Origin of the sequence: Brevundimonas sp. EYE_349, from assembly GCF_023147505.1 — a bacterium.
Lineage (GTDB): Bacteria > Pseudomonadota > Alphaproteobacteria > Caulobacterales > Caulobacteraceae > Brevundimonas.
This window is the reverse complement of record NZ_JAHXPB010000011.1, coordinates 80,472-105,983: the sequence shown is the minus strand read 5'-3', so window position 1 is coordinate 105,983 and position 25,512 is coordinate 80,472. Positions and strand designations below refer to the sequence as shown.

General features: G+C 63.9%; 17 protein-coding genes and 1 riboswitch. Of the genes, 11 read left to right on the top strand and 6 right to left on the bottom strand.

Annotated elements, in window-relative coordinates; all coding sequences use genetic code 11:
• Window positions 1–74 precede the first annotated feature (74 nt).
• On the top strand, window positions 75–323 hold the full coding sequence (locus tag KZX42_RS16440; RefSeq protein WP_248121153.1) for a hypothetical protein: 249 nt from the start codon (window positions 75–77) through the stop codon (window positions 321–323).
• Window positions 324–556: 233 nt separating this feature from the next.
• Here the strand turns inward: KZX42_RS16440 and KZX42_RS16435 are convergent, their stop codons facing one another.
• Entirely contained in the window at window positions 557–1,909 is a 1,353-nt protein-coding gene (locus tag KZX42_RS16435; protein WP_248121151.1) for a sensor histidine kinase, read from the bottom strand.
• A gap of 44 nt (window positions 1,910–1,953) precedes the next feature.
• Complete coding sequence (locus KZX42_RS16430) at window positions 1,954–2,727, bottom strand: response regulator transcription factor (protein ID WP_248121149.1); 774 nt, start codon at window positions 2,725–2,727, stop codon at window positions 1,954–1,956.
• A 71-nt stretch (window positions 2,728–2,798) separates the two neighbouring features.
• Here KZX42_RS16430 and KZX42_RS16425 point away from each other — a divergent pair, with 71 nt between their 5' ends.
• The 10 genes from KZX42_RS16425 (at window position 2,799) to KZX42_RS16380 (ending at window position 18,949) form a co-directional block, all read left to right on the top strand.
• On the top strand, window positions 2,799–3,785 hold the full coding sequence (locus tag KZX42_RS16425; RefSeq protein WP_248121147.1) for an ABC transporter substrate-binding protein: 987 nt from the start codon (window positions 2,799–2,801) through the stop codon (window positions 3,783–3,785).
• Window positions 3,786–3,991: 206 nt separating this feature from the next.
• A riboswitch (glycine riboswitch) is annotated at window positions 3,992–4,079 on the top strand.
• Between the two features lie 173 nt (window positions 4,080–4,252).
• Window positions 4,253–6,952 (top strand): TonB-dependent receptor, encoded by a 2,700-nt coding sequence (locus KZX42_RS16420; protein WP_248121145.1) that lies wholly within the window; start codon window positions 4,253–4,255, stop codon window positions 6,950–6,952.
• A 78-nt stretch (window positions 6,953–7,030) separates the two neighbouring features.
• Complete coding sequence (locus tag KZX42_RS16415) at window positions 7,031–8,977, top strand: prolyl oligopeptidase family serine peptidase (protein ID WP_248121143.1); 1,947 nt, start codon at window positions 7,031–7,033, stop codon at window positions 8,975–8,977.
• A gap of 15 nt (window positions 8,978–8,992) precedes the next feature.
• A complete protein-coding gene (locus tag KZX42_RS16410) occupies window positions 8,993–10,000 on the top strand; it encodes an amidohydrolase family protein (protein ID WP_248121141.1) in 1,008 nt (335 codons plus the stop codon).
• A gap of 154 nt (window positions 10,001–10,154) precedes the next feature.
• Window positions 10,155–10,709, top strand: a complete 555-nt coding sequence (locus tag KZX42_RS16405; RefSeq protein ID WP_248121139.1) for a sigma-70 family RNA polymerase sigma factor — start codon at window positions 10,155–10,157, stop codon at window positions 10,707–10,709.
• 68 nt (window positions 10,710–10,777) lie between these two features.
• Window positions 10,778–11,647, top strand: a complete 870-nt coding sequence (locus tag KZX42_RS16400; RefSeq protein WP_248121138.1) for a FecR domain-containing protein — start codon at window positions 10,778–10,780, stop codon at window positions 11,645–11,647.
• 103 nt (window positions 11,648–11,750) lie between these two features.
• Window positions 11,751–14,780, top strand: a complete 3,030-nt coding sequence (locus KZX42_RS16395) for a TonB-dependent receptor (protein WP_248121136.1) — start codon at window positions 11,751–11,753, stop codon at window positions 14,778–14,780.
• A 79-nt stretch (window positions 14,781–14,859) separates the two neighbouring features.
• Window positions 14,860–15,978, top strand: coding sequence for a pectinesterase family protein (locus tag KZX42_RS16390; protein WP_248121134.1), 1,119 nt, complete (start codon window positions 14,860–14,862; stop codon window positions 15,976–15,978).
• Between the two features lie 143 nt (window positions 15,979–16,121).
• Window positions 16,122–17,537 (top strand): glucuronate isomerase, encoded by a 1,416-nt coding sequence (gene uxaC, locus KZX42_RS16385; protein WP_248121132.1) that lies wholly within the window; start codon window positions 16,122–16,124, stop codon window positions 17,535–17,537.
• A 20-nt stretch (window positions 17,538–17,557) separates the two neighbouring features.
• Window positions 17,558–18,949, top strand: coding sequence for a mannitol dehydrogenase family protein (locus KZX42_RS16380; RefSeq protein WP_248121130.1), 1,392 nt, complete (start codon window positions 17,558–17,560; stop codon window positions 18,947–18,949).
• On the opposite strand, the gene KZX42_RS16375 is transcribed toward KZX42_RS16380, so the two are convergent.
• The 4 genes from KZX42_RS16375 to KZX42_RS16360 form a co-directional block, all read right to left on the bottom strand.
• Window positions 18,946–20,265, bottom strand: coding sequence for a TonB-dependent receptor plug domain-containing protein (locus tag KZX42_RS16375; protein ID WP_248121128.1), 1,320 nt, complete (start codon window positions 20,263–20,265; stop codon window positions 18,946–18,948). The genes KZX42_RS16380 and KZX42_RS16375 overlap by 4 nt on opposite strands.
• Before the next feature lie 210 nt (window positions 20,266–20,475).
• Complete coding sequence (locus KZX42_RS16370) at window positions 20,476–21,927, bottom strand: oligogalacturonate lyase family protein (protein ID WP_248121126.1); 1,452 nt, start codon at window positions 21,925–21,927, stop codon at window positions 20,476–20,478.
• Between the two features lie 28 nt (window positions 21,928–21,955).
• Window positions 21,956–24,238 carry a hypothetical protein gene (locus KZX42_RS16365; RefSeq protein WP_248121124.1) on the bottom strand — a complete coding sequence of 761 codons (2,283 nt, stop codon included), beginning with the start codon at window positions 24,236–24,238 and terminating at the stop codon, window positions 21,956–21,958.
• Window positions 24,238–25,503 (bottom strand): sugar MFS transporter, encoded by a 1,266-nt coding sequence (locus KZX42_RS16360; RefSeq protein ID WP_248121122.1) that lies wholly within the window; start codon window positions 25,501–25,503, stop codon window positions 24,238–24,240. Before KZX42_RS16360 ends, KZX42_RS16365 begins: the two co-directional genes overlap by 1 nt.
• Window positions 25,504–25,512 lie beyond the last annotated feature (9 nt).

Sequence of the window (25,512 nt, the reverse complement as noted above, 5' to 3'; positions counted from 1 at the left end):
AAGTATAGAACAGGGCCGCCTGATCGACCCGCCGCTCGCCCATCATCACGCTGCCTCCGGTCTCAATGACCAGAGTGAATCAGCCCCTGAAGCCCGTGGCAATTGCCGACTTTTTCAACGGTATCGGCGCACTGACGACATTGGCCGACCATTCAAATGACGGTATCGTCGAGTCCCGCCAGTTGATCGTGTCGGTATGGATCGTCGGTATACAAGCCGCTCTGAGGTCGGAGCCATTTGCGCTTGGCGGACTCGCCAGCGGCGGTTACGTGTCGATAGATGGCGAGATCACTGAAATTTTATATTGGCAAAATTCCCGTTAGTTTTCAGTAGTCGTGCATAAGTGTCGGTATCGCTGACGGCATATTCAGTAGATCAAAGAAAAGACGCTGATAAATCAGCGCCTTCGGGTCTATTGGACAATCGAGTGGGCATAATTCAGGCCTTTCGGGAGCTTTCGATATCGCTTCCGAAGTGGCAGGTAAGTCGCTGACTAAAAAGTTATTTCTTACGAGACCCTTCGAAGATTTTTGGAGGGTCTCGCTTTTTGTGATGCCTAATTGGACGTCAGGCCAAGATTGTTCTGCTGCTTTTTAAAAACAAGCCGGCCGACGAGGCCGCTTCGTCTGCCGTCGCGGTTGCGTAGTTCGAACTCGCCGCCTTGAGCCTTGGCGAGTGAGGAAACGATGGCGAGGCCTAGGCCTGATCCTGGAGTGTCTGTCGTGTTCGCGCGGAAAAAGCGGTTGGCGAGGTGGGGGAGAGCGGTTTCCGAGACCCCTTTACCATGATCCCAAACGCTGACCGAGCCTGCGGCGCGCACATGCACGAAAACGGGCGCGGCGCCGTGGTGAAAAGCGTTGTCGATGAGGTTGAGGATCTGCTCAGTGATCAGATCCTCCGCGCCGAGGACGATGACAGGTTCGGTTGCAAGGCGAAGGCGCAGGGCGCCGTCTGGAAAGTCTCGGCGCGCACGAGCGACCTGACACGCGCGCCGGGCGGCGCGGCCGAGGTCAGCGGACGTACTGATGCGGGCGGCGTCCGCTCGCGCCGTCGACAGCAACTGTTCGACGAGGCGCGTCATACGACGAACGGCGTCGCGAGAGTCGTCAATCAATCGTTTTTGCTGAGGCGTCCAAGGGTGATGCGAGTCAGTGAGCAGCGCAAGATTTGCGGAAACGACCGAGAGAGGGGTGCGCAACTGGTGCGAAGCATCCGCCGCGAATTTTTGAACGCCGGCGGTCGATGTCTCAAGCCGGGCGAGAAGATGATTGAAGGCGGTTAGGACGGGCCAGAACTCGCGTGGCGCCAAGTCGATGTCGGCCGGCGCGAAGGCCGTTGAAATGCCGGGGCGACGAGTCAGATCATCGATAAGACGCTTGAGCGAGTTCAGGCCCCATTGCAGCGCTGGCCAGACCAGAAGGGCAGCGAGCACGACCAGGAGAGCCGGCGGCAGCAAAAGGCTGCGGTAGAGTTCACGCAGGCTGGCGCTGCGGGAATCCAAGCTTTGTGCTACGGAAACGCTAATGGGCGCGGCGTGCCCGGGGATGTTCAGTGTCTGCTGAACCATCCGCACGGGAACACCCCTCACGGACAGGTCGGCGAAGACTGGTTCTTCTTGCTGGGCCTGAGGCAGGTTTGGCAAATCTGCATAGCCCGTGACCAACTGATCGCCGTCGCGGACGCTGTAAAAGACGGCGTCGCGTTCGGGGCCGTCCAAAAGCGCGAGTGTCCAAGGTGCGACATCGACGGTGATGTGTCCGCGTTCAACAGACACTGTCGCTCTTATGGTTTGAAGCGCGCCGGCCAGCAGGCGGTCCGAGTTGTCGGCCACGATGCGTTGGGCCGTCCAGGCGCCGACCGCCAGCACGACGATGGCCAGGATCGCCAGCGGAACGACCTGCGCGATCAACAGCCTTATGACCAGACTATGGGACGACTTGGACCCGGCGCTGTTCATGGATCGAGGCGATACCCGCGTCCCCTGATGTTCGTCACGGCAGGGCCATCAGGCTGAAGCTTGCGCCGAAGTCGGCCCACGTGGATTTCCAAGGCATTCAAGGAGGGGGCCTCATCCTGAGGGAAGACTTCGGCCGCCAGAAGGTCGCGATCCACCACCTGCCCAGGTCGGGACGCCAGCACGCGAAGGGTCGCCCATTCGCGGGGGCGGAGAGCCAAGTCGCGATCATTGACCGAGGCGCGCCCGGTTCGCCAGTCGCAGAAGAGGGTGCCGACGACAACGGCGCCCGCGGCCTGTCCTTGGCGGCGTCGCACGATGGCGCGAAGTCGCGCCGTCAGTTCGACGGGGGCGAAGGGTTTGACCAGATAGTCGTCGGCCCCCAAATCCAGCCCGGCGACGCGATCGCCCAGGGCGTCGCGGGCCGTGAGCATCAAGATCGGCATCGAAGATCCTCGGCGGCGAAGCGCCGCAAGAACCGCAAAGCCGTCGATGTCGGGCAGGCCTATATCCAGTACGGCGGCGTCGAACCCGCCGACGCTTTCCATCTGCAATGCCTGTTCGCCGCTGTGGGTGCATGTCGCTTGAAAGCCGCTCTCCACGAGGCTGGCCTCAAGGGAATGGCTTAGCGCCTTGTCATCTTCGACGACGAGTATTTTCATGGCGACGACAGGGGACGAAGGATCATGCGCAACACCATAGCCCGAAAGCTCGAAGGTTGAAGCCGGATCGCCGATATCTGCTTCGGGGGCTGGCCGGCGGCTTGGCGGCAAGCGGCGGGGGATTGAGCACAGCCTGTTCGTTCGAGCCGCAAGGCGTTGGTACGGCGGAGCGTGTCCGGTGGATGGCGCGTCGGGAAGGCGCGCTGAAAGTTATCACCAATACCAGCCTGATGGGGCCGGTGGTGGGTGCGTTTCGTCGGCGTTGGCCCCAGATCGCCGTGCATCTCCTGGACATCAATTCCACTCAGATCGCTGAGCGGGTGCGAGCGCTGGCGGACGCAGGACGAACGGGACCGGACCTAGTCTGGAGCACGGCGATGGACGTTCAGGTCAAGCTCATCAATGATGGCTATGCTCAAGTCTACAAGTCGCCGCATCGAGCCGCCATGCCGGATGGTTCGGTCTGGCGCGACCAAGGTTATGGGCTGACGGCGGAGCCGATAGTTTTCGTCTATAACCGAGAGCGGATTGCAGACGATGTCGTGCCGCGCAGCCATGCGGATTTGCTTCGTCTGCTCGATGCGCGCTCCGGCGTGTTGGATGGCCGCATCACGATGTATGACGCCGAGCAGAGCGGCGTCGGCTTGATGCAGTTGTCGGCGGACGTTCAGATCTATCCAGACGCCTGGCCGCTGATGGAGGCGCTGGGCGCGTCGCGGCCTAGGCTCGACACCTCGGGCAAGCGAATGATGGGGCAGATCGCGGATGGGCGGATGGCCTTCGCCTATAATATGAACCAGTCCTATGCCGCTTCGTGGGCTGCCGAAGCGCCGCAGATCGGATTGATCACGCCCAGCGATTATCATCTGTCCGTATCGCGGGTCGCCTTCATCCCGCGCAACGCCGGCCATCCCAACGCGGCGAAATTGTTTCTGGATTTCCTGTTATCCCGTGAAGGTCAAAGGGTGATTGGCGCGTTGGGTATTCGGCCAGTGCGCAACGATGTTGATACGCCCTTGCGTACAGCCGCGCCGGGCGCTCGGCCGATAAGGGTTGGGCCCGCCTTGCTGGCTAATCTGGATCAAGCGCGCCGCACGCGCCTCCTCGGCCGGTGGAGCGAAGCGATGCGGATGGCGACAAGGGCGCCTTCGGACATTTCCGCGCCTTAACGGTTTCTGTGGATAACTTCAAAAGTGCAGAGGCGGCGTTTGCTGTCACTATCCTGTCACGAGCCCGACATGCATGTGGGTTGCACAACTCACGGGAAGCGACTGGCTCGGGATTAGGGATTTTATCCCTAAAATTTGCGCGCTGCGGGAACGATTATACCAATTTTAGCTGATTTGACAGTCGCTATCGGGTCAATCTTACTCATGCCTGCAAGGCGGGAGAGATCGGTGCAGGCCGACGCCGAAGGCGCAACCGCCCCGGAAACGCTCAGGCAAACGGACCGCCTTGCTGATGAAACGCTGGAGAGCAGGTCCGTCCGGGGGACGCGACCTCGCCGAAGGAGAAAGGGCGTGCGCGCCCGAAGCTCTCAGGCCCGATGACAGCGGGGGCGAAACGGCGCCGTCAGAGCGTCGCTCGCAGCAGACACCCCTGGGGAGGGGCGTCGTTTCAAATGAGGAGTCTCGCCTTGTCTCGTTTCGCTCGTTCCTTGACCAGTTGCGCCAGCCTGGTTGCACTGATGGCCTGCGCCAGCGCCGCCGTCGCGCAGGAAGCTGATCCCAAACCGGCCGAAGCCGCCTCGGTCGATGATATCGTGGTCACCGCATCGCGCATCGACCGCGCCGGCTTCCAGGCTCCGACGCCGACCATCCGGCTGACGGCAGAAGACCTGTCCGTCGGCGCCCGCCCGAACATCGCGGCGGCGCTGAATGACATGCCCCAGTTCAAGGCGACCAGTTCACCGCAGACGACCGGCACCAACACCGGCGCGGGCAACGCTCCGGTCGATCTGCGCGGTCTTGGGATCAGCCGGACCCTGGTCCTGATCGACGGGCGCCGCGTGTCCAGCGAGAACGATCTGAACAGCGTCCCCGCAGTCTTGGTCAAGAGCGTGGACGTGGTCACCGGAGGCGCTTCGGCTGCCTGGGGCTCGGGCGCCGTGGCCGGCGTGGTCAACATCGGGATCGACCGCACCTTCACGGGCGGCAAGCTGGGCGCCGAGTATGGCATCTCGTCCTTCGACGATGCGGAGCAAAAGCGTTTCGAGGGTGCCTGGGGGACCGGGTTCGCCGGCGATCGCGGCCATTTCGTCATTGGTGGAGAATATCTGGATAATGCCGGTGTGACGCCTAAGGTCGCGCGCCCGGCGATCGGGCGCTGGGCTCAGGTTTCCGACGGCGCGGGCGGCTTTGTCACCGTGCCGAACGTCGGCTTCGCAAATGCGGCTTATGGCGGCCTGATCATGTCCGGCGTCAACGCGGGCAAGGTGTTCAATCCAGACGGCACCCTTCGGTCCTTCAACTATGGGCGGGTCGTCGGCTCCAACACCGTTGGCGGCGAGGGGCCTTCGAATGATGATCTCAGCCCGCTGGTCACGCCCCAGAAGCGTTACACCGGCTTGGCGAGCGTAACCTACGATCTGTCGGACAAGCTGCGCCTGACAGCCGACGTGCGTCATTCGCGGATGTGGAACGACTACATCTGGTTTGGCGACCACAACCGCGGCAATCTCAACATCAAGATCGACAACGCCTTCCTGCCGACCGCGATCAAGCAGCAGATGGCGGCGGCCGGTCAGACCAGCTTCACCATGGGCCGATTCAACTCCGATCTGGCCTTTTCGCGTATCGACTTCGAGCGCGTCACCACCCAGGCGACCTTGGCTCTGGACGGCGAGTTCGGCTCCAACTGGCGCTGGGGCGCCTACTACAGCCATGGCGAATATCAGAACAACATCGACACGCCCGGCTTCCTGCTGACCACGCCCTATGCTCAGGCCGTCGATTCCGTCATCGATCCGGTCACCAACAAGGCCGTCTGCCGCGTCACGCTCACCAACGCCAACTCCGGCTGCGTCCCGATCAACCTCTTTGGGGTGGGGGCGCCGTCGCAAGCGGCGATCGACTACGTGACGGGGACGCCGCAGATGCGGGCGACGACTAAGCTCGATGTCGCCGGCGTCAGCCTGCGGGGCGAACCGTTCAGCCTACCTGCAGGCGATGTGTCCGTCGCGGTCGGCCTGGAAGCGCGCAAGGAGCAGACGGATCAGCGCGTGGGCGACCTAGACGCCGCCAAGGCGTTCCAGAGCTTCAGCTTCTCGGCCATGGCGGGTGAGTTCTCGGTCAAGGAAGCCTTCGCCGAAATCCTGGTTCCAGTGGTTCGCGACATGCCCGTCTTCAACAATCTGGAGTTCAATGCTGCGGCCCGCATCTCGGACTACGACACCACAGGCTCGATCTGGTCGTGGAAAGTTGGGGCGACCAACGAATTCTTCCCCGGCTTCCGCGGGCGCGTCACCCAGTCTCGCGACATCCGATCAGCCAATCTGACGGAGCTCTACACGACGACGACCACCGGATATAACAACATCAACGACCCGCTGAAGGGCCAGACCGTCTATACGCTGAACAACGGAGGCGGGAACGCGAACCTCGCGCCCGAGACGGCGGACACCCTGACCCTGGGCTTCACCTATTCGCCGCCGTCGATCCCCAGCCTGAATCTGTCGATCGACTACTATGACATCAAGATCGACAATGTGATCGGCACGGTGGCGCCGCAGGATCTGGTCACGCGCTGCTTCAATGGCAACACGGCGCTGTGCGCCTTCGTTGATCGTGACGCCAACGGCAATCTGGTGCGGACCCGCTCCACATATGTGAACCTGGCCGAGTACCACACCGACGGGGTCGATGCGGAAGTCTCCTATTCGTCGCCGGCCGACCTTTGGGTTCCGGGCGCGACGGGCCGGTTGCGCCTGCGCGTGGTGGGCACCTGGGTGAACACCCTGACGACCAACGATGGCGTTAGCGAGATCGAATATGTGAAGTCGCAGGGCTACGCCTTCGGTCTGGGCGTGCCGGACTTCCGCCTGAACGCCAACCTGGGTTGGAAAGGGGAGGTGTTCGGCGTCGATCTGAGGGCGCGATACCTGTCTCAGGGTCTCTATAACCGCACCGTCAAGATCTCGAACAACGACATCCCGGCTTACACCTATGTCGACCTGGGCCTGACTGCGGATCTGGATCACTATGGTGCGCGGGGCGTGGAACTGTACGCCAACGCCACCAATCTCTTCGACAAGGCGCCGCCCAATGGCTCGCTCTATTCGCCCTATTACGATGTGATCGGGCGTTATGTCACGGTTGGCGCACGCTACCGCTTCTGACGTCCTGAACAGTGGGTCGCCGGCAAGGTCCGGCGGCCCATTACTTTTTTTTCCCTTAACAGAATGGTGCGGTCGCCGATGTCCCGTCTCACGCTGGCGCTTGTTTTGTCTTTCTCCGCCGTCGCCGGAGTTCCGTTCGCACTGGCCGAGGCGCCCAAGCCCGCCGCCATCGTTGCGGACGGCCTGCCGCCGGTTCCCGACGCTCTGGTGGCGGCGACCCAGCCCTATCTGCAGTCGCGCCGCGCCGCATTCCTTGGGTGGAATGCGGCCGACCAGTCGATGCTGATCAAGACGCGGTTCGGTGCGACCGACCAACTGCACGCAGTCTCGGCGCCTGGCGGCGCCCGCACCCAGATCAGCTTCGAAGGCGAGCCGATCCTGACTGGAGCCCCATCGCCGGATGGACGCACGCTGGTGGTGCAGAAGGACAGTGGCGGTGACGAATTCTACCAACTCTACACGCTGAAGGACGGACGTCTGACGCGCCTGACAGACGGGCGCAGCCGCAACTGGTTCGGAGCCTGGAGCCCGGACGGCCGCCTGATCGGTTATGCCTCGTCGCGACGCAATGGGGCGGACATGGATCTTTACGTCGTCGATCCGTCGAACCCCTCCAGCGAACGCTTGGTCGCTCAGGTGTCCGGCGGCGGCTGGAACATAGCCGACTTTTCCAAGGACGGGCGCAAGGCGCTGGTTCTCAATCGGATGTCCGTGAACAACGCTGTTGTCTATGAGTTGGATTTAGCCAGCGGTCGAATGACGGCTTTGACGGATCCCACGGCCCAGGTGTCCTACGTCGGTCCGCAATATGGTGCGGATGGCGGCGTATGGGTGACGTCCAACAAGCAGTCCGACTTCCTTCGCCTCGGACGCATCGGCAAGGACGGATTCGTGCCGGTCAGCCACGAACCGCGCTGGGATGTCAGTGACTACGCGCTGGCCCCGGATGGCAGTTTCGTCGTCTATGCGATCAACGACGCCGGCGTGTCGCGCGTGCGGATACTGGATACGGCGTCGGGCGTCGTCCGTCCGGTGGACGGATTGCCGGAAGGCGTCATCCCTTACAGCATCGGGTCGGCCATACAGGTTTCGCCGTGGGGCGCGATCGGCCTCAGTCTTTCGTCGGCTCGGGTGTCGGGGGACGCCTTCTCGATCGATCCCAAGACCCTGGCCGTGACGCGCTGGACCGCCAGCGAGACCGGCGGCCTGGACCCCGCTGTCAACATAGAGCCGCAGTTGGTCGAGGTGACAAGCTTCGACGGCGAGAGGGTCTCGGGCTTCCTCTATCGCCCCGATCCGGCGCGTTTCCCCGGCAAGAGACCGTTGATCGTGGATATCCACGGCGGCCCCGAAGGCCAGACCCGGCCCGACTTCCTTGGGCCGCAGAACTATCTGCTCAATGAACTGGGCGTGGCCCTGTTCTTTCCCAATGTGAGGGGATCTTCGGGATACGGGACCCGTTTCGTCAATCTCGACAACGGGCCGTTCCAGCGCGAAAATTCCGTCCGGGACATCGGCGCCTTCCTTGATCGGTTGCAGGCCGATCCCGGATTGGATGCGTCGCGGTTCGCCGTCACCGGCGTCTCCTACGGCGGCTACATGTGCTATGCCACAGCGGTGCATTACAGCGACAGGCTGAAGGGGGCGAACTGCTACGTCGCCATCTCCAACTTCGTCACCTTCCTGGAAAACACCCAGTCCTATCGTCGGGATTTGCGCCGCGTCGAATACGGCGACGAGCGCGACCCGGCACAGCGCGCCCAGCTCCAAGCCATCTCACCCCTCACCAGCGTGGACAAGATCAAAATACCGCTGCTGGTCGCGACCGGCGGCAATGACCCGCGCGTGCCGGCGTCAGAGGCGGACCAGATCGTCTCGGCCGTCCGGGCCAACGGCGGCACGGCCTGGCATCTGTTGGCGCAGAACGAAGGTCATGGCTTCCACAAGAAGGAGAACGAGGACTACTATTTCTGGACCAGCCTGCTGTTTTGGAAACAGACCCTGCTCGATGATGCGGCGCATTAGGTCCTGACCGGCGCCATGAACGTCAAAAGATTAGCCGCCAGGAGTGTGGTTCTTGCCGCGTTCCTGGCGGGGAGCAGTCTGGCGCAGACCCGAACTGCTGTCCGCACCGACCACCATGTCCACGTCCATTCACCGGCCATTCTGGAGATTCTGCCGGCCTATTGCAGCAGCCCTGGGCGCATCGGTGCGTGCGACCCTTCCTTCGTCAAGCCTCATCAGCCCGATGATTTGCTCGCGGATATGGACAAGGCTGGAGTCCAGACGGCCTGGATGATGTCCACCGCCTATCTGGCCGAAAGCCCGATGATGCTTCCGTCGCTGGCGGACGCGCCGATGCGCGTCCATGACGCCAACGCCTTCACCGTCGCCACAGCGGCTGCGCACCCAGGGCGGCTGGTCGCCTTCATTTCCGTCAATCCACTGGCGCCCGATGCCTTGGCCGAAATCGCGGCTTGGAAGGATCAGTCTGTCGCCAAGGGTCTGAAACTGCATCTGACCAACTCCGGCCTGGATTTTCGCAATCCCGACCATGTCCGTCGCTTGACGGCCATCTTCGACGCCGCCGCGGACGCGGAACTGACCATCATGATCCATATGCGGACCCGCGCGGAGGACTATGGCGCAGGCGACGTCCGCATCTTCCTCAATCAGGTTCTACCTCACGCTCGAGACGTGCCCGTCGTGATCGCTCATGCGGGCGGCTGGGGTGGGCTGGACAGCAACACCTGGGACGCCATGGATGCGTTTCGACGTCTTATCGGAGGCCAGCCCGACAAGGCGCCCAATCTGTATTTCGACCTGGCTCAGGTTTTCGACGCCGAAACGTCGGCCAGTAACCGCGCCCGTTTGGTCGAGGTCATGCGGGGCATAGGCCTGGATCGGTTCGTGCCCGGTTCCGACTGGCCCTTCTCCAGCGCATTGGACGACTATTTCAACCACGCCATGCTCCAACTGCCGCTTTCGCCCACGGAAATGACAAGACTGAGACAGCGCCAGATCGCCCTTCGGCGATTAGCCCACTAGTAACAGGCTATTTCTGCCAGTCTGCTCTCCGATGCGTGGGCCGCCAGCGCCAGTTCTGCATGTACACCTCGTCAAGCATCTTAGATTTTTGACGGAAGTTCAGGCCTCAAGCATCGATGTGAAAAAGGGGCGGTTTTCTGTGGAACGCGGGCGAGTGACGGATCACGCGCGGGTGCGGTGGTTGGCGCACGAGGTGCTGCCGCATGAGCAGGATGTTCGCGTCTGGCTGAAGCGGTCGCTGGTTACGTCCAGTGATGTGGATGACGTGATTCAGGAGGCCTATTGCCGGCTGGCCAAGCTGAAGGCGGTCGAGCAGATCGAGAGCCCGCGCGCCTACTTCTTTCAGACGGCGCGATCCGTGGTTCTGGAGCAGATGCGTCGCGCGCGGATCGTAAGAATCGAGGCGGTGACGGAAATCGACGCCCTGCGCGTCGAGTGGGATGAGCCGTCGCCCGAACGTATCGCCGGGGGACGAAAGGAACTCGAACGCGTGCTGAAGATCGTCGCCACCTTGCCCGAACGCAGCCGACGCATCTTCGAGATGCGTCGCATCTTGGGTATGTCCCAGCGCGAAATCGCGGTGCGGCTGGGCGTGACCGAGAACGTGGTCGAGAACGAGGCTGCGCGAGGACTGAAGGCGGTCCTGGCTGGTCTGAGTAAGACGGATGACGAAGGCCGCGCAGCGACGCCTCGAGGGCGGCAGGCATGAGCCGGGAAACCTCAAGTGAGATTGACGCGTACGCGGCGAGGTGGGCCGCTCAGCTGGATGCGGGGTCGATGAGACCTTCGGACGACGTTGCGCTGGAAGACTGGCTCGAAGGCGACAGCCGTCGTCAGGGCGCCTTGTGGCGGGCGAGGGCGGTCCTGGCCCTTATGGTCGAGCCGGTCGAAACCGTTGTGGATCGCGCGACGGCCAGACCTGACCGCCGCGTGTTGCTGGGCGGCCTGGGATTGGCGGCGGCGGTCGCTGCCGGCGTCGTTCTGGCTCCTGTCATGTCGGGTCAACGCTATCGGACGCTGGTTGGGGAGATCCGTCGTGTGCCGCTGGCGGACGGATCCATGGCGGCGATCAATACCGATACGACACTGGATGTTCGATTCCAGAAGACCGAACGCGCCGTGAAGCTGGATCGCGGCGAGGCCTGGTTCCAGGTCGCCAAGGATCGGACCCGTCCGTTCGTGGTGGCGGCAGGCGACATCCGGGTTCAGGCGGTTGGCACGGCCTTTTCCGTGCGTCGCAAGTCGGCCGGGGCCGAGGTGCGCGTGACGGAAGGCGTGGTCGAGGTGTGGAGCGACAAGGGCGCTTCCAAACAGCGTCGCCGCGTGGTGGCGGGCGAGCAGGTCTTCGTCAGCAACGAGGCGGGCGCTTCAAGCCCTGTCAAACGCCCGCTGGAGATGGATCGCGCCCTATCGTGGCGAGAGGGCCAGATCGTTCTGGACGGCGACACGATCGCCGCCGCCGCCGCCGAGTTCAATCGATACAACACCCGCAAGATCGTGATCGTCGATCCCGATTTGGAGGGCCGCACGGTCGTCGGCTGGTTCCGAACCAACGAGCCGGAGAGCTTCGCCGAGGCCGTTGGCGTCGCGCATGGGGCCGGGGTGAACGTCGGCGCGGACGTCATCATGCTGGGCGGTGCGCGATAGATTTTTTATCCGGCGACGGAAAACCTATCGTCGGACATCGAGACTTTAGGACCCCTCGAAGAAGGGGCCGGGAATCAGGAAACAGAAAAGGGAGGGCCGACACATGGCCATGTCGCGAAACTATTGCGCGCGAGCGTCGCTGATGATCGCCGTCAGCACGATGGCGTTGGCGGGCGCCGGCGCCGTTCAGGCGCAATCCAGACAGTTCAACGTTCCGGCGCAGCCTGCCGCCACTGGCGTCCCGGCCTTCGCCCGACAGGCCGACCTGCAAATCCTGGCCTCGACCGATGCAGTGGCCGGGCAGCGGACCGCCGCCGTGCAGGGTGTCTATTCGGTGAACCAAGGCCTCAACCAGCTTCTGCAGGGCAGCAATCTGGTCGTGGCGTCCAACAACGGGCGGACCGCTGTTCTGTCTGGCGCGATGGCGGCCCCGCAGACCATCGCCCAGGGGAGCGATGTCGAGAACCAGGCCGACGAAGTTGAAACTATCGTGGTAACCGGTTTCCGTGCCTCATTGGGTAGCGCCTTGATGGCCAAGCGTCGGGCCAATGGCGTGGTGGATGTCATTAAGGCCGAGGATATGGCCGACTTCCCCGACGCCAATCTTGCAGAGTCGATTCAACGGGTGCCGGGCGTCTCCATCGCACGCGACGCCGGCGAAGGCCGTCAGATCACCGTGCGCGGCTTGGGGCCGCAGTTCACGCGCGTGCGTATCAACGGCGTCGAGGGCCAGAGCACGGCGTCGGGCACCGACAGCTCGGGCGGCGCCAACCGTAACAGAGCGTTCGACTTCAACGTCTTTGCATCCGAGCTTTTCAACAGCATCACGGTGCGCAAGACCGCCTCTGCCGAGACGGAAGAGGGCTCGCTGGGCGCAACGGTCGATCTGCAGACCGGCCGGCCGTTCGACTACTCCGGCGCCAACCTCGTGCTGTCGGGCCAGTATGGCTACAATGACCTGTCGCAGGAATGGGATCCTCGGTTCGCGGCTCTGGCCAGCAAAACCTGGATGGACGGCCGTCTCGGCGCGCTGGTTTCTGTGGCTTACACCAAGCGTCGTCTGCTAGAAGAAGGTCATGGCTCCGGCGGCTGGCTGAATGGGACCGAGGCGGGCGGCTATAACCCTGCCTCACCGTTTGCGGCGGCCCGGCGCGCCGATGTCTACACGCCGCGCTTCCCACGCTACGGACGTCTGACCCACGATCAGGAGCGTTTGGGCCTGACGGGATCGGTGCAGTTTCGCCCGCAAGAGCAGACCCTGATCAACCTCGATATGCTCTATTCCGACTTCAAGGCGACCCGTCAGGAGAACTGGCTGGAAGCCCTGTCCTTCGCGCGAAACGCGTCGCAAGGCGGACGGCCGGAAATCATCGTACGCGACGGCGTCATCGATGCGAACGGCGACATGGTCTATGGCCTGTTCGACGACGTCGATGTGGAAAGCGAAACCCGTTTCGACGAGCTGGACACCAAGTATACGCAAGGTACGCTGAGCCTTGAACACCAGTTCAGCGACCGCTTCCGGATCAAGGGTCTGATCGGCTATTCGAAATCCGATTTCGACAATCCGATCCAGACGACGGTGATCCTGAACCGCGAAAACTCGGACAATTATTCATACGACTACCGCGACAACCGCAACGCGCCCCTGATCCGGTTCGGCTACGATGTCACCGACCCGCTGGCCTACAACTTCGGCGCGGCGCGTTCGGAAATCCGGCTGCGTCCGCAGGGAGTGACCAACACCATCGAGACGGCTCAACTGGACGGCGGCTATGACCTGACGCCGTCGCTGACGCTGAAGGCCGGGGTGAACTACAAGGAGTATGACTTCCACTCCTGGGCCTTGGCCCGGGTCAACGAAGGCGTCGTGCCCCAACTGCCTGCCGGCGTGACCCTGGCCAGCCTGACGGAGATGGTCAGCGGTTTCGGCCGCAATCTAGGCGCGCCCGACGGCACGGTGCGCAACTGGGTCGCGCCCAATCTCGCCGCCTTCGCCGATCTGTTCAACATCTACAGCGGCACGGGTCTGTTCGAACTGAGCGGCGCCTCAAACGCCAATGCGCGCGGCAATATCCGCAGCGTGACGGAAAAGGATTCAGCCGCCTATTTGCAGTTGGATTTCAATACCGAACTTGCTGGCGTTCCGGTGCGGGGCGACATCGGCGTGCGCTACGTCAAGACGCGCCAGAGCTCGACCGGCTATCAGCTGGTGGCGGGCGCTGCGCAACAGACGACGGTTGATCGTGACTATGACGACGTGCTGCCGGCGCTGAATGTCACTGCCGAGGTCACGCCGGACTTCCTGGTGCGTTTCGGTGCGGCCAAGGTGATGACCCGCCCCAATTTGGGCAGCGTCACGCCGGGCGGCAGCCTGAGCACCGTCGGCGTGTTCAGCGTCAGTTCGGGCAACCCCTATCTGAACCCCATTCGCGCAACGACCTACGACCTGTCTGCCGAATGGTATTTTGCGCCAGACGCCCTGTTGTCGGTCGGCCTGTTCTACAAGGACATCGACAGCTACATTCAGACCTCGCGGACGTCGCAGCCTTTCAACCAGTCTGGCCTGCCGCAAGATCTGCTCAACGGTCTGGGCGTGTCACCCAGCGATGTCTTCCTATTCAGCCGACCGGTAAACACCGAGGGCGGTCCGCTGAAGGGCGTCGAGATCAGCTATCAGCAGCCGTTCAGCTTCCTGCCGGGGCCATTCGACAATCTTGGCGCCATCTTCAACGTCACCATGGTGGATTCGAAGATCAGCTACATCTCGTCGCGGTCGCCGACCGGCTTCGTCGAGAACGACCTGCTTGGCCTATCGAAGACCGCCTATAACGCCACCCTCTATTACGAGGACGACCGGTTCAGCGCCCGTGTCTCGGCGGCCTATCGCGATCGCTATCTGACGGCGGTGCCCAGCGGCACCAGCACCAACGATATCGACGGGGTGCGCGACATCGTGACGGTGGACGCCTCGGCCTCCTACGCCTTGAACGACCGCATCAAGGTGACGTTCGAGGGGTTGAACCTGACCGACGCATTCAACGAACAGTACACCGATAGCCGGCGCGACAGCATCTACGTCTATTCGCACACGGGGCGGCAGTACAACTTCGGCGTTCGCTACACCTTCTAGGAACACTCCCAACTCCCCCGGGAGACTGGGCGCTGACCGGTTAGCCGGTCGGCGCCCTCTTTTTCCAATCGGAGCCGCCATGCGCTTGTCCGTTTCGCGTCGTCAGGCGCTCGTTTCCGCCGCCCTTCTGCCGATGATGGCGTCGACCCGATCCTGGGCCGCCACGAGGGGATACGACGCCGTCGTGGGCACGACCGAGGCCGGTCGGCGGGTCGGCGCACCCGCCTATCCTGCGCTTTCGGCCGCCATCGCCGCCGCGCCCGCGGATGGACGAAAGCCGTTCCGCATTCTGATCACACGCGGGATCTGGACCGAGCAGGTCGTCGTCGACAAACCCTTTATCCATCTGATCGGCGAGGATCGCGCCGGTTCGGTGATCAATCACCTGGCGGCCTCGGGACTGGCGGCGCCCGACGGCCGGATGTGGGGCACGTTTCGCACCCCGACCCTGTTCGTGCGCGCGCCCGATTTCCACGCCGAGACGCTGACGATCAACAACGCGTTCGACGGCCTGGCGGAAATGACCAAGCCCAACGGTCTGCATTCGCATAATGGAGCAGGGCCGCAGGCTGTGGCCCTGATGATGGACAAGGGCTCGGACCGCGCCGTCGTCCGCAACTGCGACATCCTGAGTTATCAGGACACCCTGTTCCCCGATGCGGGGGCAACCCTGTTCGACCGTTGCCTGATCACGGGCAGCTACGACTTCATCTTCGGTGGCGGGCGCGCTTGGTTCGAACGCTGCGAGATCCGGTCCAGACTCCGATCTGGCGATGCGGTGGAGGGCTATATCGTGGCCCCAAGCACGCCCATCGAACAGGCTTACGGCTTCATCTTCCACGAATGCCGACTGACCCGAGACGCGGGTGTGCTTAAACACTCGGTCTTCCTGGGACGGCCTTGGCGGCCGTCCAGCGCCTTTCCCGATGGACGATACGGCGATCCTAGGTTCGTCGGAGCGACGACCTTCCTGAACTGCTGGATGGACGATCACATCGCGCCGGCCGGCTGGACCGCGATGTGGTACACCGGAAAGGACGGCAATCCGCGCACCATGCTCCAGCCAGAGGACGCGCGCTTCGCCACATTCGGCTCTCGTGGTCCCGGCCGTGCCGCATTCGCGCGAGGCGCTCGGCTGACGGCGAACGAGGCGGCGAGTGTTCGACGGAGTGACGTTCTTGGAGGCGCTCTTGCCTGACAACCTTCCGCATTAGCGAGCCGCTTTGCCGCTTTCCATAGAGATCGAAGCCTAGAGGTAACCGGTGTCTTTTTGGCGCCAGGCGTTGTATTGATCGGCTTCGCCAGTCCGTTTCCGCGCCGTATGACGAGCCGATCAGAACCATGCCCAAGCCTCTCAGCCTTAATCCTGATCGCCTATTTCCGGCCGACGTCGATAGCCGCGCCGTCGCGCGCCGACTGTACGCCGAGATCAAGAACCTGCCGATCATCAGCCCGCACGGCCATACGGATCCCAGCTGGTTCGCGCTGAACGAGGCCTTCCCCAATCCAGCCGAATTGCTGATCACGCCCGACCACTACGTCTTCCGCATGCTGCACTCGCAGGGCATGGCGATGGAGGACTTGGGCGTGCCGCGCGCCGACGGTGGTTCGGTCGAGGCCGATCCGCGCACGATCTGGCGACGGTTTGCCGAAAACTATCATCTGTTTCGGGGCACGCCGTCGCGGATGTGGCACGACTGGGTCTATGCCGAGGCGTTCGGCATAGACGTGCGGCTGTCGGCCGAGACGGCGGATCACTATTACGACGTCATCGACGCGGCGCTGAAGGCCGACGCCTTCAAACCTCGCGCCCTGTTCGACCGCTACAATATCGAGGTCCTGACCACGACCGAGAGCCCGCTCGACACGCTTGAGCATCACAAGGCCATCAACGCCTCGGGCTGGAAGGGGCGGGTGCTGACCGCCTATCGCCCCGACCCGGTGCTGGACCCCGACTATGAGGGTTTCCGCGACAATCTGAAAATCCTGGCCGAACAGACCGGGCGCGATACGCTGAGCTGGGAAGGCTATCTTCAGGCGCTGCGTGATCGCCGGGCCTTCTTTATCGAAATGGGCGCCACCTCGACCGACCACGGCCACCCCACCGCCTTCACCGCAGACCTGTCCAAAGGTGACGCTGAGGCCCTGTTCCGTCGCGTATCGACTGCTTCGGCGACGCCTGCCGATGCAGAACTGTTCCGGGGCCAGATGCTGACGGAAATGGCCGCAATGTCGGTCGAGGACGGACTGGTGATGCAGTTGCACCCCGGGTCGTTCCGCAACCATTCGGCCGCTGTCTTCAACCGCTTTGGCCGGGACAAGGGTTGCGATATCCCGACCCAGACGGATTACGTCCGTGCGCTTAAGCCGCTGCTGGACCGGTTTGGGTCCGACACGCGCCTGACCCTGATCCTCTTCACCTTGGACGAGACCAGCTACAGCCGCGAACTGGCGCCCCTGGCCGGTCACTATCCGGCGCTGAAACTGGGGCCCAGCTGGTGGTTCCACGACAGCCCGGAGGGGATGCGCCGCTTCCGCGAGCAGGTCACCGAGACGGCGGGCTTCTACAACACCGTGGGCTTCAACGACGATACCCGCGCCTTCCTGTCGATCCCCGCGCGACACGATGTGGCCCGGCGCATGGATTGCGGCTTTCTGGCCAAGCTGGTGGTGGAACACCGGATGGAGGAGGACGAGGCCCACGACCTGGCCCGCGCCCTGACCTATGATCTGGTAAAAGCGGCCTACAAGCTGTGAGCCGCCTTTCAGAGGACGGCTTGTCGCGCCTGCCCGCCGACGTCGCCGTTCCCGGTTACGACCGCGCCCAGGTGAAGACCGGCGTGGTCCATCTGGGCATCGGAGCGTTCCACCGCGCCCACCAGGCGGTGGTGTTCGACGATGCGCTGGCGAGCGGCGATCTGCGCTGGGGGGTGCTGGGCGCCTCGCTGCGGTCGCCGGGCGTGCGCGACCAGTTGAACCCGCAGGACGGCCTCTATACCCTGGTCGTGCGCGATGGATCGGACGAGCGTTTGCGCGTGATCGGCGCGGGGCGTGGCGTTCTGGTCGGGCCGGAAGACCCCGCCGCCCTGGTCGCGGCCATGGCTGACGCGGATATCCACATCGTCACCCTGACCGTGACCGAGAAGGGCTATCGGCTAGACCCGGCGACGGGCGACCTGCTGATGGACGATCCGGACGTCGCGGCCGATCTGGCGGACATTTCTGCGCCGCGCACCGCGCCAGGCTTCATCGTCGCCGCGCTACGGGCGAGGCGCATTGCGGGCCTCAAGCCCTTCACGGTCATCAGCTGCGACAACCTTCCGCACAACGGCAAGCGGATCCGCGCCGGCGTCATCGCCATGGCGCGACGGATCGACCCGTCGCTGGCCGATTGGATCGAGGCCGAAGGCGCCTTTCCGCAGACCATGATCGACCGGATCGTCCCGGCGACTATACCCGACGATATCGAGCGGCTCCGGGCCCATCTCGGCGTCCAGGACCAAGGCATGGTCAAGGCCGAACCCTTCACCCAGTGGGTGATCGAGGATTGGTTCGCGGGCGAACGGCCGGACTTCGCGGCCTTGGGCGTGCAACTGACCGACGCGGTCGAACCGTGGGAGGACGCCAAGCTGCGTCTGCTGAACGGCGCCCATTCGGCCATCGCCTATCTGGGCGCCCTGTCGGGTTATCGGCACGTCCACGAGGCCGTCGCCGTTCCCGCTTTCCGCGCCTATGTCGAGGCTTTGTGGGACGAGGCGCAGGCTACGCTGAACCCGCCGCCGGGCCTGGACATCCCCACCTATCGCGAGGCTCTGATGGCCCGGTTCTCGAACGCGGCCCTCATGCACCGCACGCGCCAGATCGCCATGGACGGGTCGCAGAAGCTGCCGCAGCGTCTGCTGGCCGGGGTCGCCGAACGCCTGGGGGCCGGGCAGGGCGTCAAGGCCATGGCCTTGGGCGTCGCGGCCTGGATGAAATGGCAGTCGGGCGTGACCGAGAGCGGTGAAGGTTTTCTCGTGGACGATCCATTGGCTGCGCGGACCGCCGAACTGCTGGCCGAAGCCGACGACGACCAAGAGCGAGTTTTGGCCTTGCTGAGCCTATCCGCTGTCTTCCCGCCCGCACTCGCGGCCGACCACCGGTTCATCGCTGCGGTCACGGGCGGCTAGCCGTTCACGCCCGCGGCCTCGAAGGCGTAGGCGACGTTCAGCGGCGTGCGGGCTTCCGACCGGTTGGCGCCGACCTTCAGATTGCCGTGCAGGCGATCGGTGAAGTCGTGGCGTAGGTTCAGCGACGCCTGATAGAAGTTGCTTTCGTTACGCGTGAAGCCGTTCTCGGCGCGAACCAGCATGTTGTCGAAGACGCCATACGACAGAATGTTCTTGTCGGCGTCGATCGCATAATCACGCACCACGACATTGTTGACGTTGGCGCGGCTGAAGGCCCAGGCCTCGATGTTCGGGCTTTCCAGTTCCGAGTTGAAGCGCGACCAAAGCACGTCCAGCACAGCCTCGGTGCGGTCGCTTGGCCGCCATTGCAGCGCACCCGTCATCCCCAGGCGATCTTCCTGAGTGTTGCCCAGGGTGTAGCGGGGAATGCGTGGGTAATAGGCGCTGAGCAGGGCGTCGCGCTGCGCCGTCGTGATGCAGGGGATGCAGCCCGCGAAGTTCTGGCCCAGGCCGTAGGGGTAGTTGGGATAGTCGGCGCGGGTCTTGCCGGCGGGGATAGGCGGATTGATCGCGCCGGACTGCCACCGCGTCGTGTTGAAGCTGCCCAAGATGGGCGAGCGCTCGGAATAGGCGACTGAGATCAGGGCGCCGAAGGTGCGGTCCTCGTTCGACCAGCTTAGCAGGCCGGCAAGTCGGGGCACGGACTTTTCGGACAGATCGTTGTACGAAGCCTGCACCGACAGCGCGGAGTTCAGGCCGCTGCCGCCGAAGTCCAGGGGGCGGCCGGTCTGCAGATCGACGGTGGCGCCCAGAGATCCTTCTTCGATCTCGGCCGACTGGGTCTTGCGGACCTTGATGCTGTTGAACAGCTCGGACGCGAACATCGAGAAGTCGAAGCTGCGGTTACGATTGCCGCCCGACGCGGCTTGGGCCTCCAGGCCGTTGATGCGCGTGCGGGTGAAGTCGGAACCCAGGCCGCGAACCGAGATCGTCGTGCCCTGGCCATTGACGCGGTCGATGGTCACGCCGGGAAGGCGCTGGATAGCTTCCGCCAGGTTCTGGTCGGGGAAGTCGGCCATGTCCTCGGCCAGGATGGCGTCGACGGCGCCGGCCTCGCGACGCTTGATGTTCAGCGCCTGCTGCAGGCTGGAACGGAAGCCGGTGACGACGATGTCGTCGACCGTGGCGGCGCCGGTATCCTGAGCGACGTTCTGTGTTGCAGGTTGGGGAGCAGGGGCAGTTTGCGCCATCGCCGCCGATGCGCCCGTCAAGGCGACCAGGGACACGCCGACGGCGCACAGAGTCCGGGTGGTCATCCGTTGCATTCGTTCTCTCCCTTATCCCGGAACCCGTATGGCACCGGTGTCATTTTTTGATACGACGTCACGCATAGTTAGACGACATTGTGCCGTTTATTGCAACGGCTTCCCGCATTTTGCAACCAATCTTATCTCGAACCGCGTCCACCGACCCTGAGCTCCTAGGCGAAAAGACTGGCGATTCAGACAGATGGAATGTCGATGTTTCTACGCCGCGCGCGCCACTTCGACCGCATAGACGTGATTGGCGCCGTGCATGTTCGACACGAAGACGATCCATTTGGCGTCGGGCGTGAAGGTCAGATTTGGTTCCAGCCGGTAGTCATGATTTGACAGGTCAACCAGTCTTTCAGAACGCAGATATTCTACGAAGATTTGGTCCTCCTTGTCACTCGACGGATCGGCGTCGACGATGGGTTCGGGACGTAGCAAGACAATCCATTTGCCGTCGGGCGCATGGGCGACCATGTCGCCGTCGCCGCCGTCGCCGGCGAAAAGACTACCGTCCGGCGAGACGGTGTAGTGGACGGACCAGTCGTTCTGCTCGACCCGGCGATAGACGCGGCGGCCCGTCTCCAGATCGACCGAGGCGACCCAGAAGACCTGACCGCGCGGCGTCTGCAGGTCATAGAGCACCTGTTTGCCGTCAGGGCTGAACCATTCGTGACCGAAGATCTCGAAGTTCATCGTCCGCTGGTGGGTCTTCCTCAGACCCGTGCCGTCGGCGCGGATGGCCCACATCCGGTCCACGCGGTGCCACGGCCCTTCGTGGCAGAAGATGATCTGCTGCGGATCGGTGGGCGAGAACTGGGTGTGGCCGATCCATTCCGTGGTCTTGTGGATCACGCGTCGTTCGCCCGTCGCCATATCGACGACGAATATCTCCATCGGATAGCCGGCGGCCCAGCGCTGGAGCATTCGAACCCCTTTGGCGCGGGCGAAGTTCAGCGGCTTTCCGTCCGGCCCGTTGGCTTCGTACTCCGCCTGATCGAAGCGGCGGTTGCGCGGGTCCGGCACGCTCGGCTGAAGCGGCTGACTGTCATAGGCGACGAAACCCAGCAGCAGAGTCTCGTCGGCGTTGACAGAGTTGATTTGGCCGTTCGGGATCCGGCCGATCTCGCGTCTCTGCCTGGTGTCGGCGTCGATGACGAACAGGGTCTTGGCCCGGTCCATCAACTGGCCCTCGCCAGGCGCCGTGACCGAATAATAGACGTTGCGACCCTTGCGGCCGGTGAACATCAGGTCGGCCTCGTGGTCTGGAACCAGGACGCTGACGGCCCAGGTGGCCAGATCGACGGTCGAGATGCCCTGGGGCGTGGAGATGACCATCAGGTCGGGCGCCCCAGCCTTCTTCGGCAGGAACATATTCTTGTAGAAGTAGGGCTTTCCGCCCCCGCCGTCGGGCGAGACACGGCGGATGCGATGGCCGGTTTTCGGATCGACCCACTCCTTCGGCACGGGGCCCTCCCAGCGCGGCGGCTCGACAGGCGTCTCTTGTGTCGAAGGCGGGGCAGTGTTGGGCGCCGGCCAGACCGGGGTCTGGCCCGGCGCCGGCGAGAGGGTGGGCGCGGCCTGCGCCTGGGCGTTCGTCGTGGCGAGGGCGCCGACGGCGGGGGCGGCGAGCAGGGCCTTCAGGGCGGTGCGTCTGGAGGTCGTCATTTTGGGGCGTTCCTCTCGGTTATCTTGATTACGGCGCGGGCGTCAGGCCTTCGACCCGGACGGTCCAGCCTTCCTTGGGAAAGCCCGGCGCGTGGCCGCTCGATCCGTCCCAGCCCGCCGCCATCAGGCCGACGGCCATCAGCAGCGACCCGTTGGACGGGAAATAGGTCTCGGCCGCGCGGCGATAGCCGGGACCGTCGGGATTGACCGCCATCGTCACCCCGCCGGCGCCGGCCGAAACGGGCACCAGTTCGTCGGCGTGCTCGTCCAGGTGAACACGCGGGGTCATGCCGGTGACGCCCCACTGATTGTTCTTCAAATCAGCGAACAGCCAGTCCACGGCCTTTTCGGGTTCGCCAAGGCGGGCCGCCGTCATGGCCATCATCGGGAAGTCCCAGCCCCAGGTCTGGCGCACGTCCCAGGTCTTCTCCACCGCCTCGAAGGTGCGGCGCATGGCGGCCGGATCGATCCGCGCGCCGGGGATGAAGCCATAAGCCATCAGGAAGGACGGATGGTCGCGGTTCTTGCACTGGGCTGCCGCTGCGTGTCTGCGACAGGCGTCTGACATGGCCGCCCCCCAGAAATCGGGCACGCTCTCGACGGGCAGATACAAGCCGTCCTTCATCGGCGGCGGTGCGATCTTCGCCAGAGCCTGATCCCAGTCGGCGCGGCGGGCCCGGCCCTTGCGTTCGCGCCAGGCTTGCGCGGTTTCCAGCGCCCAGCGGAAATATTCGACCTCGAACGTCGGGTTCACCGTGGTCAGGGGATCGTAGTTTTCCTGAGCCGGAATCATCGGCGCGCCCAGGTTCAGCCGGCCGTCGTGTTCGATGGGCCAGGAGGCCAGAAGATCAGCGGTGGCTTCGACCACCTCGCCGTATCTATCCAGCACTGCGGCGTCCTTGTCGGCGCGCCAGACCAGTTCGGCCAGAAGGATCGGATGCGGCTGCTGCCACATGATGAAAGGCGAGACGAGGCTGGGGCTATTGCGGCCCTCAGGCCCGACCATCTTGGGCCACCAGGCGCCTTTCACGTGATGGCGAGCGGCCTCTGCGCGGGCGTTAGCCAGATTGCCGACATACCAAGGCAGGCTGCGCTCCAGAATGTCGGGATGGCCCCACATGGCCTGCCAGCCGGAATGCCAAGGGTGCATTTCCAGGTGGAACTTGCCGTACCAACTGTTTGAGAACAGGCCCTCTTCCTGCGGCGGCAACTCGCCGGCGCCGTTCACGGCTGACAGGTATTGCGACAGGACTACGCGGCGCTCCAGCTCGGCCGCGCGGGGATCTGTCGAGCCGGTGAAGTCGACGGCGCCGCCGTGGGTCCAAAAGCCGTTCCAATGTGCGGCGGTCGCCTGGACGCCGGCGGAATAGGCGGGTGTTTTTTCGGCGGGCTCGTGCTGCTCGAAACGCACCATGACGGTCAGTCGATCACGACCTGACGAGGCGACGCGGAAGGCGTCGGCGCCGCTCTGCTCGATCTTACCGGAAGCGGTGATGCCGGAATAATAGGTGGTGTCGTCCAGGGTGCGACGAATATGGACATCGCCCGTGTCGGAGGCGACCATGGTCAGGCTTTGCGCGCCCGTGGCGTCAAAGCTTGTCGGATCTGGATTGATTGCGGGGTTCACGCCCGGATAGCGGACTTGGACGCCCAGGCCCTGCGACGCGACCAGGGGTGAGGCGATCTCGACCATGACCATGTCCAGCGTGGGGTGGACGCGGGTCACCACCTCGACCGGCTGGCCGTCATAGGTGAAGCGGCTGGTTAGGGCGCCGGTCCACAGGTCCAGCGTCTGGCGCGTGTCGGCGACCTTGGCGAAGTCCAGCGGCTTGCCGTCGGCGAAGGTCAGGCCGATGCGGCTGAGCGAGAACCGATGGGGATTGGCGCGCAGCCACGTGTAGGCGGGCTGCGTCTCGGCCACGGCCCAAGACTTCATCCAGGCATAAGGTTGTTCGCCCCGACCGGGCACCGGCACCTCGATCAGGCCGTCCTGCTCGGTATATGCGTTCGGATTGGGAAAGCTGTGCCACGCCCACTGGGCCATGGTCAGCAGGGGCGACAGTTCCGAATACTGCTCCGGGAAAGTCTGAAGCCCGGTGATGTCGGCGGTGAATCCCAAGTCGCCGTTGCCCAGCATGATCGGGGCGTGGCGATCGATGGCCGTCAGGCTGACGTTGTGGCGCGTGACCAGGGCGTGTCGGTCGATCGGCGCGGTTGGGGCGACGGCGGCCGTAGGCGTCACAGTCTGGGCGCAGGCGGCTGTGGGGCCGGCCAGCAGGGTGAAGGCGAGCAGAGCGTTGCAAAGACGCATTACTTCACCTCCGGTTTCGGCCCCAGTCCGGCGCCCTTCCAGCCATACCAGGCGACGACGGTGAAGCAGGCGGCGGGAAGGAGGAAGGCGACATTGGCGCCGTAGAGGTCGGCGATCCTGCCCATGGGCCAAGGCAGGAGCACGCCTCCGCCAATAGCCATGACCATCAGGGACGAGGCCTTCTTGGTCCCCGCGCCCAGGCCGGTGGTGCCCAGGGCGAAAATGGTGGCGAACATGGTGGACATGAAGAAGAAAACGGCCAGCAGGGCGATGGGCGAAACCTTGTCGATGCCCGCCGCCACGATCAGGGTCAGGGCGACGTTGATCACGCCATAGGTGGTCAGCAGGACGCGCGGCTTGATCTTAAGCAGCAGGGCTGTGGCGAAGAAGCGGCCGACCAGATAGCCGATGGCCGCCAGCGACAGCATGAAGGCACCTTGCTGCGAGGTCAGGCCCTGCCAGTTGTGGGTCACCAGATTGATGAAGTAGGCGCCGATGCCGACCTGGGCGCCGATGTAGAGCGCTTGGGTGATCACGCCGGCGATGAAGTGCGGCTGTCTGGACAGGGGCAGGTCGGAGGCGTCGCCCTCGATCGCGCCGCCGTGGTCGGACAGGCCGCTCTCGGGCAGGCGGGCGCGCCAGACGGCGATGGCGAACAGGACCACGCCGACCGCAATCAGCCCATAGACGACCTGGATCGAGCGCGTCGCGCCGCCCAGAGCTTCGGTCGTCGTCGGGCTGAAGAACACCGTCCCGCCGATCAGCGGGCCAAAAAACACGCCCAGCGCATTGAACGACTGGGCCAGGTTCAGCCTCTGTGACGCCTTGGCCGGATCGCCGAGGACGTTGACGTAGGTGTCGGCGCTGGTTTCTAGGATGCACAGGCCGGCGGCGAGAACGAACATCGAGCCGACGAAGGGCAGGAAGGCGCCCGCACCCGCCGCCGGGATGAACAACAGGGCGCCGATGGCGGTCACCGCAAGGCCCGAGACGATGCCGAACTTGTAACCGCGCGCGTGCAGCAACATGCCTGCCGGGATCGACAGCAGCAGATAGGCCCCGAAATAGGCGATCTGCAGCCACGCGCTGTCGGCCTGGCTGATGTTCAGCGTCTCCTGGAAATGCTTGTTCAGCACGTCCAGCAGACCATAGGCCAAGCCCCAGATCAGGAAGCAGGCGATGGCGAAGGCCAGCGGGCCCTTAAGCGAACCGGAAGGTTTGGCGAGCCCTCCGGGGGTGTGGGCGGCGTCGGTTTCGATGACCATGGGGTACTC

Bases quoted from the DNA above. Each gene is read 5' to 3' on its own strand.
- KZX42_RS16425 (WP_248121147.1), top strand. From the start codon at position 2,799: ATGGCGCGTCGGGAAGGCGCGCTGAAAGTTATCACCAATACCAGCCTG.
- KZX42_RS16415 (WP_248121143.1), top strand. From the start codon at position 7,031: ATGTCCCGTCTCACGCTGGCGCTTGTTTTGTCTTTCTCCGCCGTCGCC.
- KZX42_RS16410 (WP_248121141.1), top strand. From the start codon at position 8,993: ATGAACGTCAAAAGATTAGCCGCCAGGAGTGTGGTTCTTGCCGCGTTC.
- KZX42_RS16400 (WP_248121138.1), top strand. From the start codon at position 10,778: ATGAGACCTTCGGACGACGTTGCGCTGGAAGACTGGCTCGAAGGCGAC.
- KZX42_RS16395 (WP_248121136.1), top strand. From the start codon at position 11,751: ATGGCCATGTCGCGAAACTATTGCGCGCGAGCGTCGCTGATGATCGCC.
- KZX42_RS16390 (WP_248121134.1), top strand. From the start codon at position 14,860: ATGCGCTTGTCCGTTTCGCGTCGTCAGGCGCTCGTTTCCGCCGCCCTT.
- uxaC (WP_248121132.1), top strand. From the start codon at position 16,122: ATGCCCAAGCCTCTCAGCCTTAATCCTGATCGCCTATTTCCGGCCGAC.
- KZX42_RS16375 (WP_248121128.1), bottom strand. From the start codon at position 20,265: ATGACCACCCGGACTCTGTGCGCCGTCGGCGTGTCCCTGGTCGCCTTG.
- KZX42_RS16370 (WP_248121126.1), bottom strand. From the start codon at position 21,927: ATGACGACCTCCAGACGCACCGCCCTGAAGGCCCTGCTCGCCGCCCCC.
- KZX42_RS16365 (WP_248121124.1), bottom strand. From the start codon at position 24,238: ATGCGTCTTTGCAACGCTCTGCTCGCCTTCACCCTGCTGGCCGGCCCC.
- KZX42_RS16360 (WP_248121122.1), bottom strand. From the start codon at position 25,503: ATGGTCATCGAAACCGACGCCGCCCACACCCCCGGAGGGCTCGCCAAA.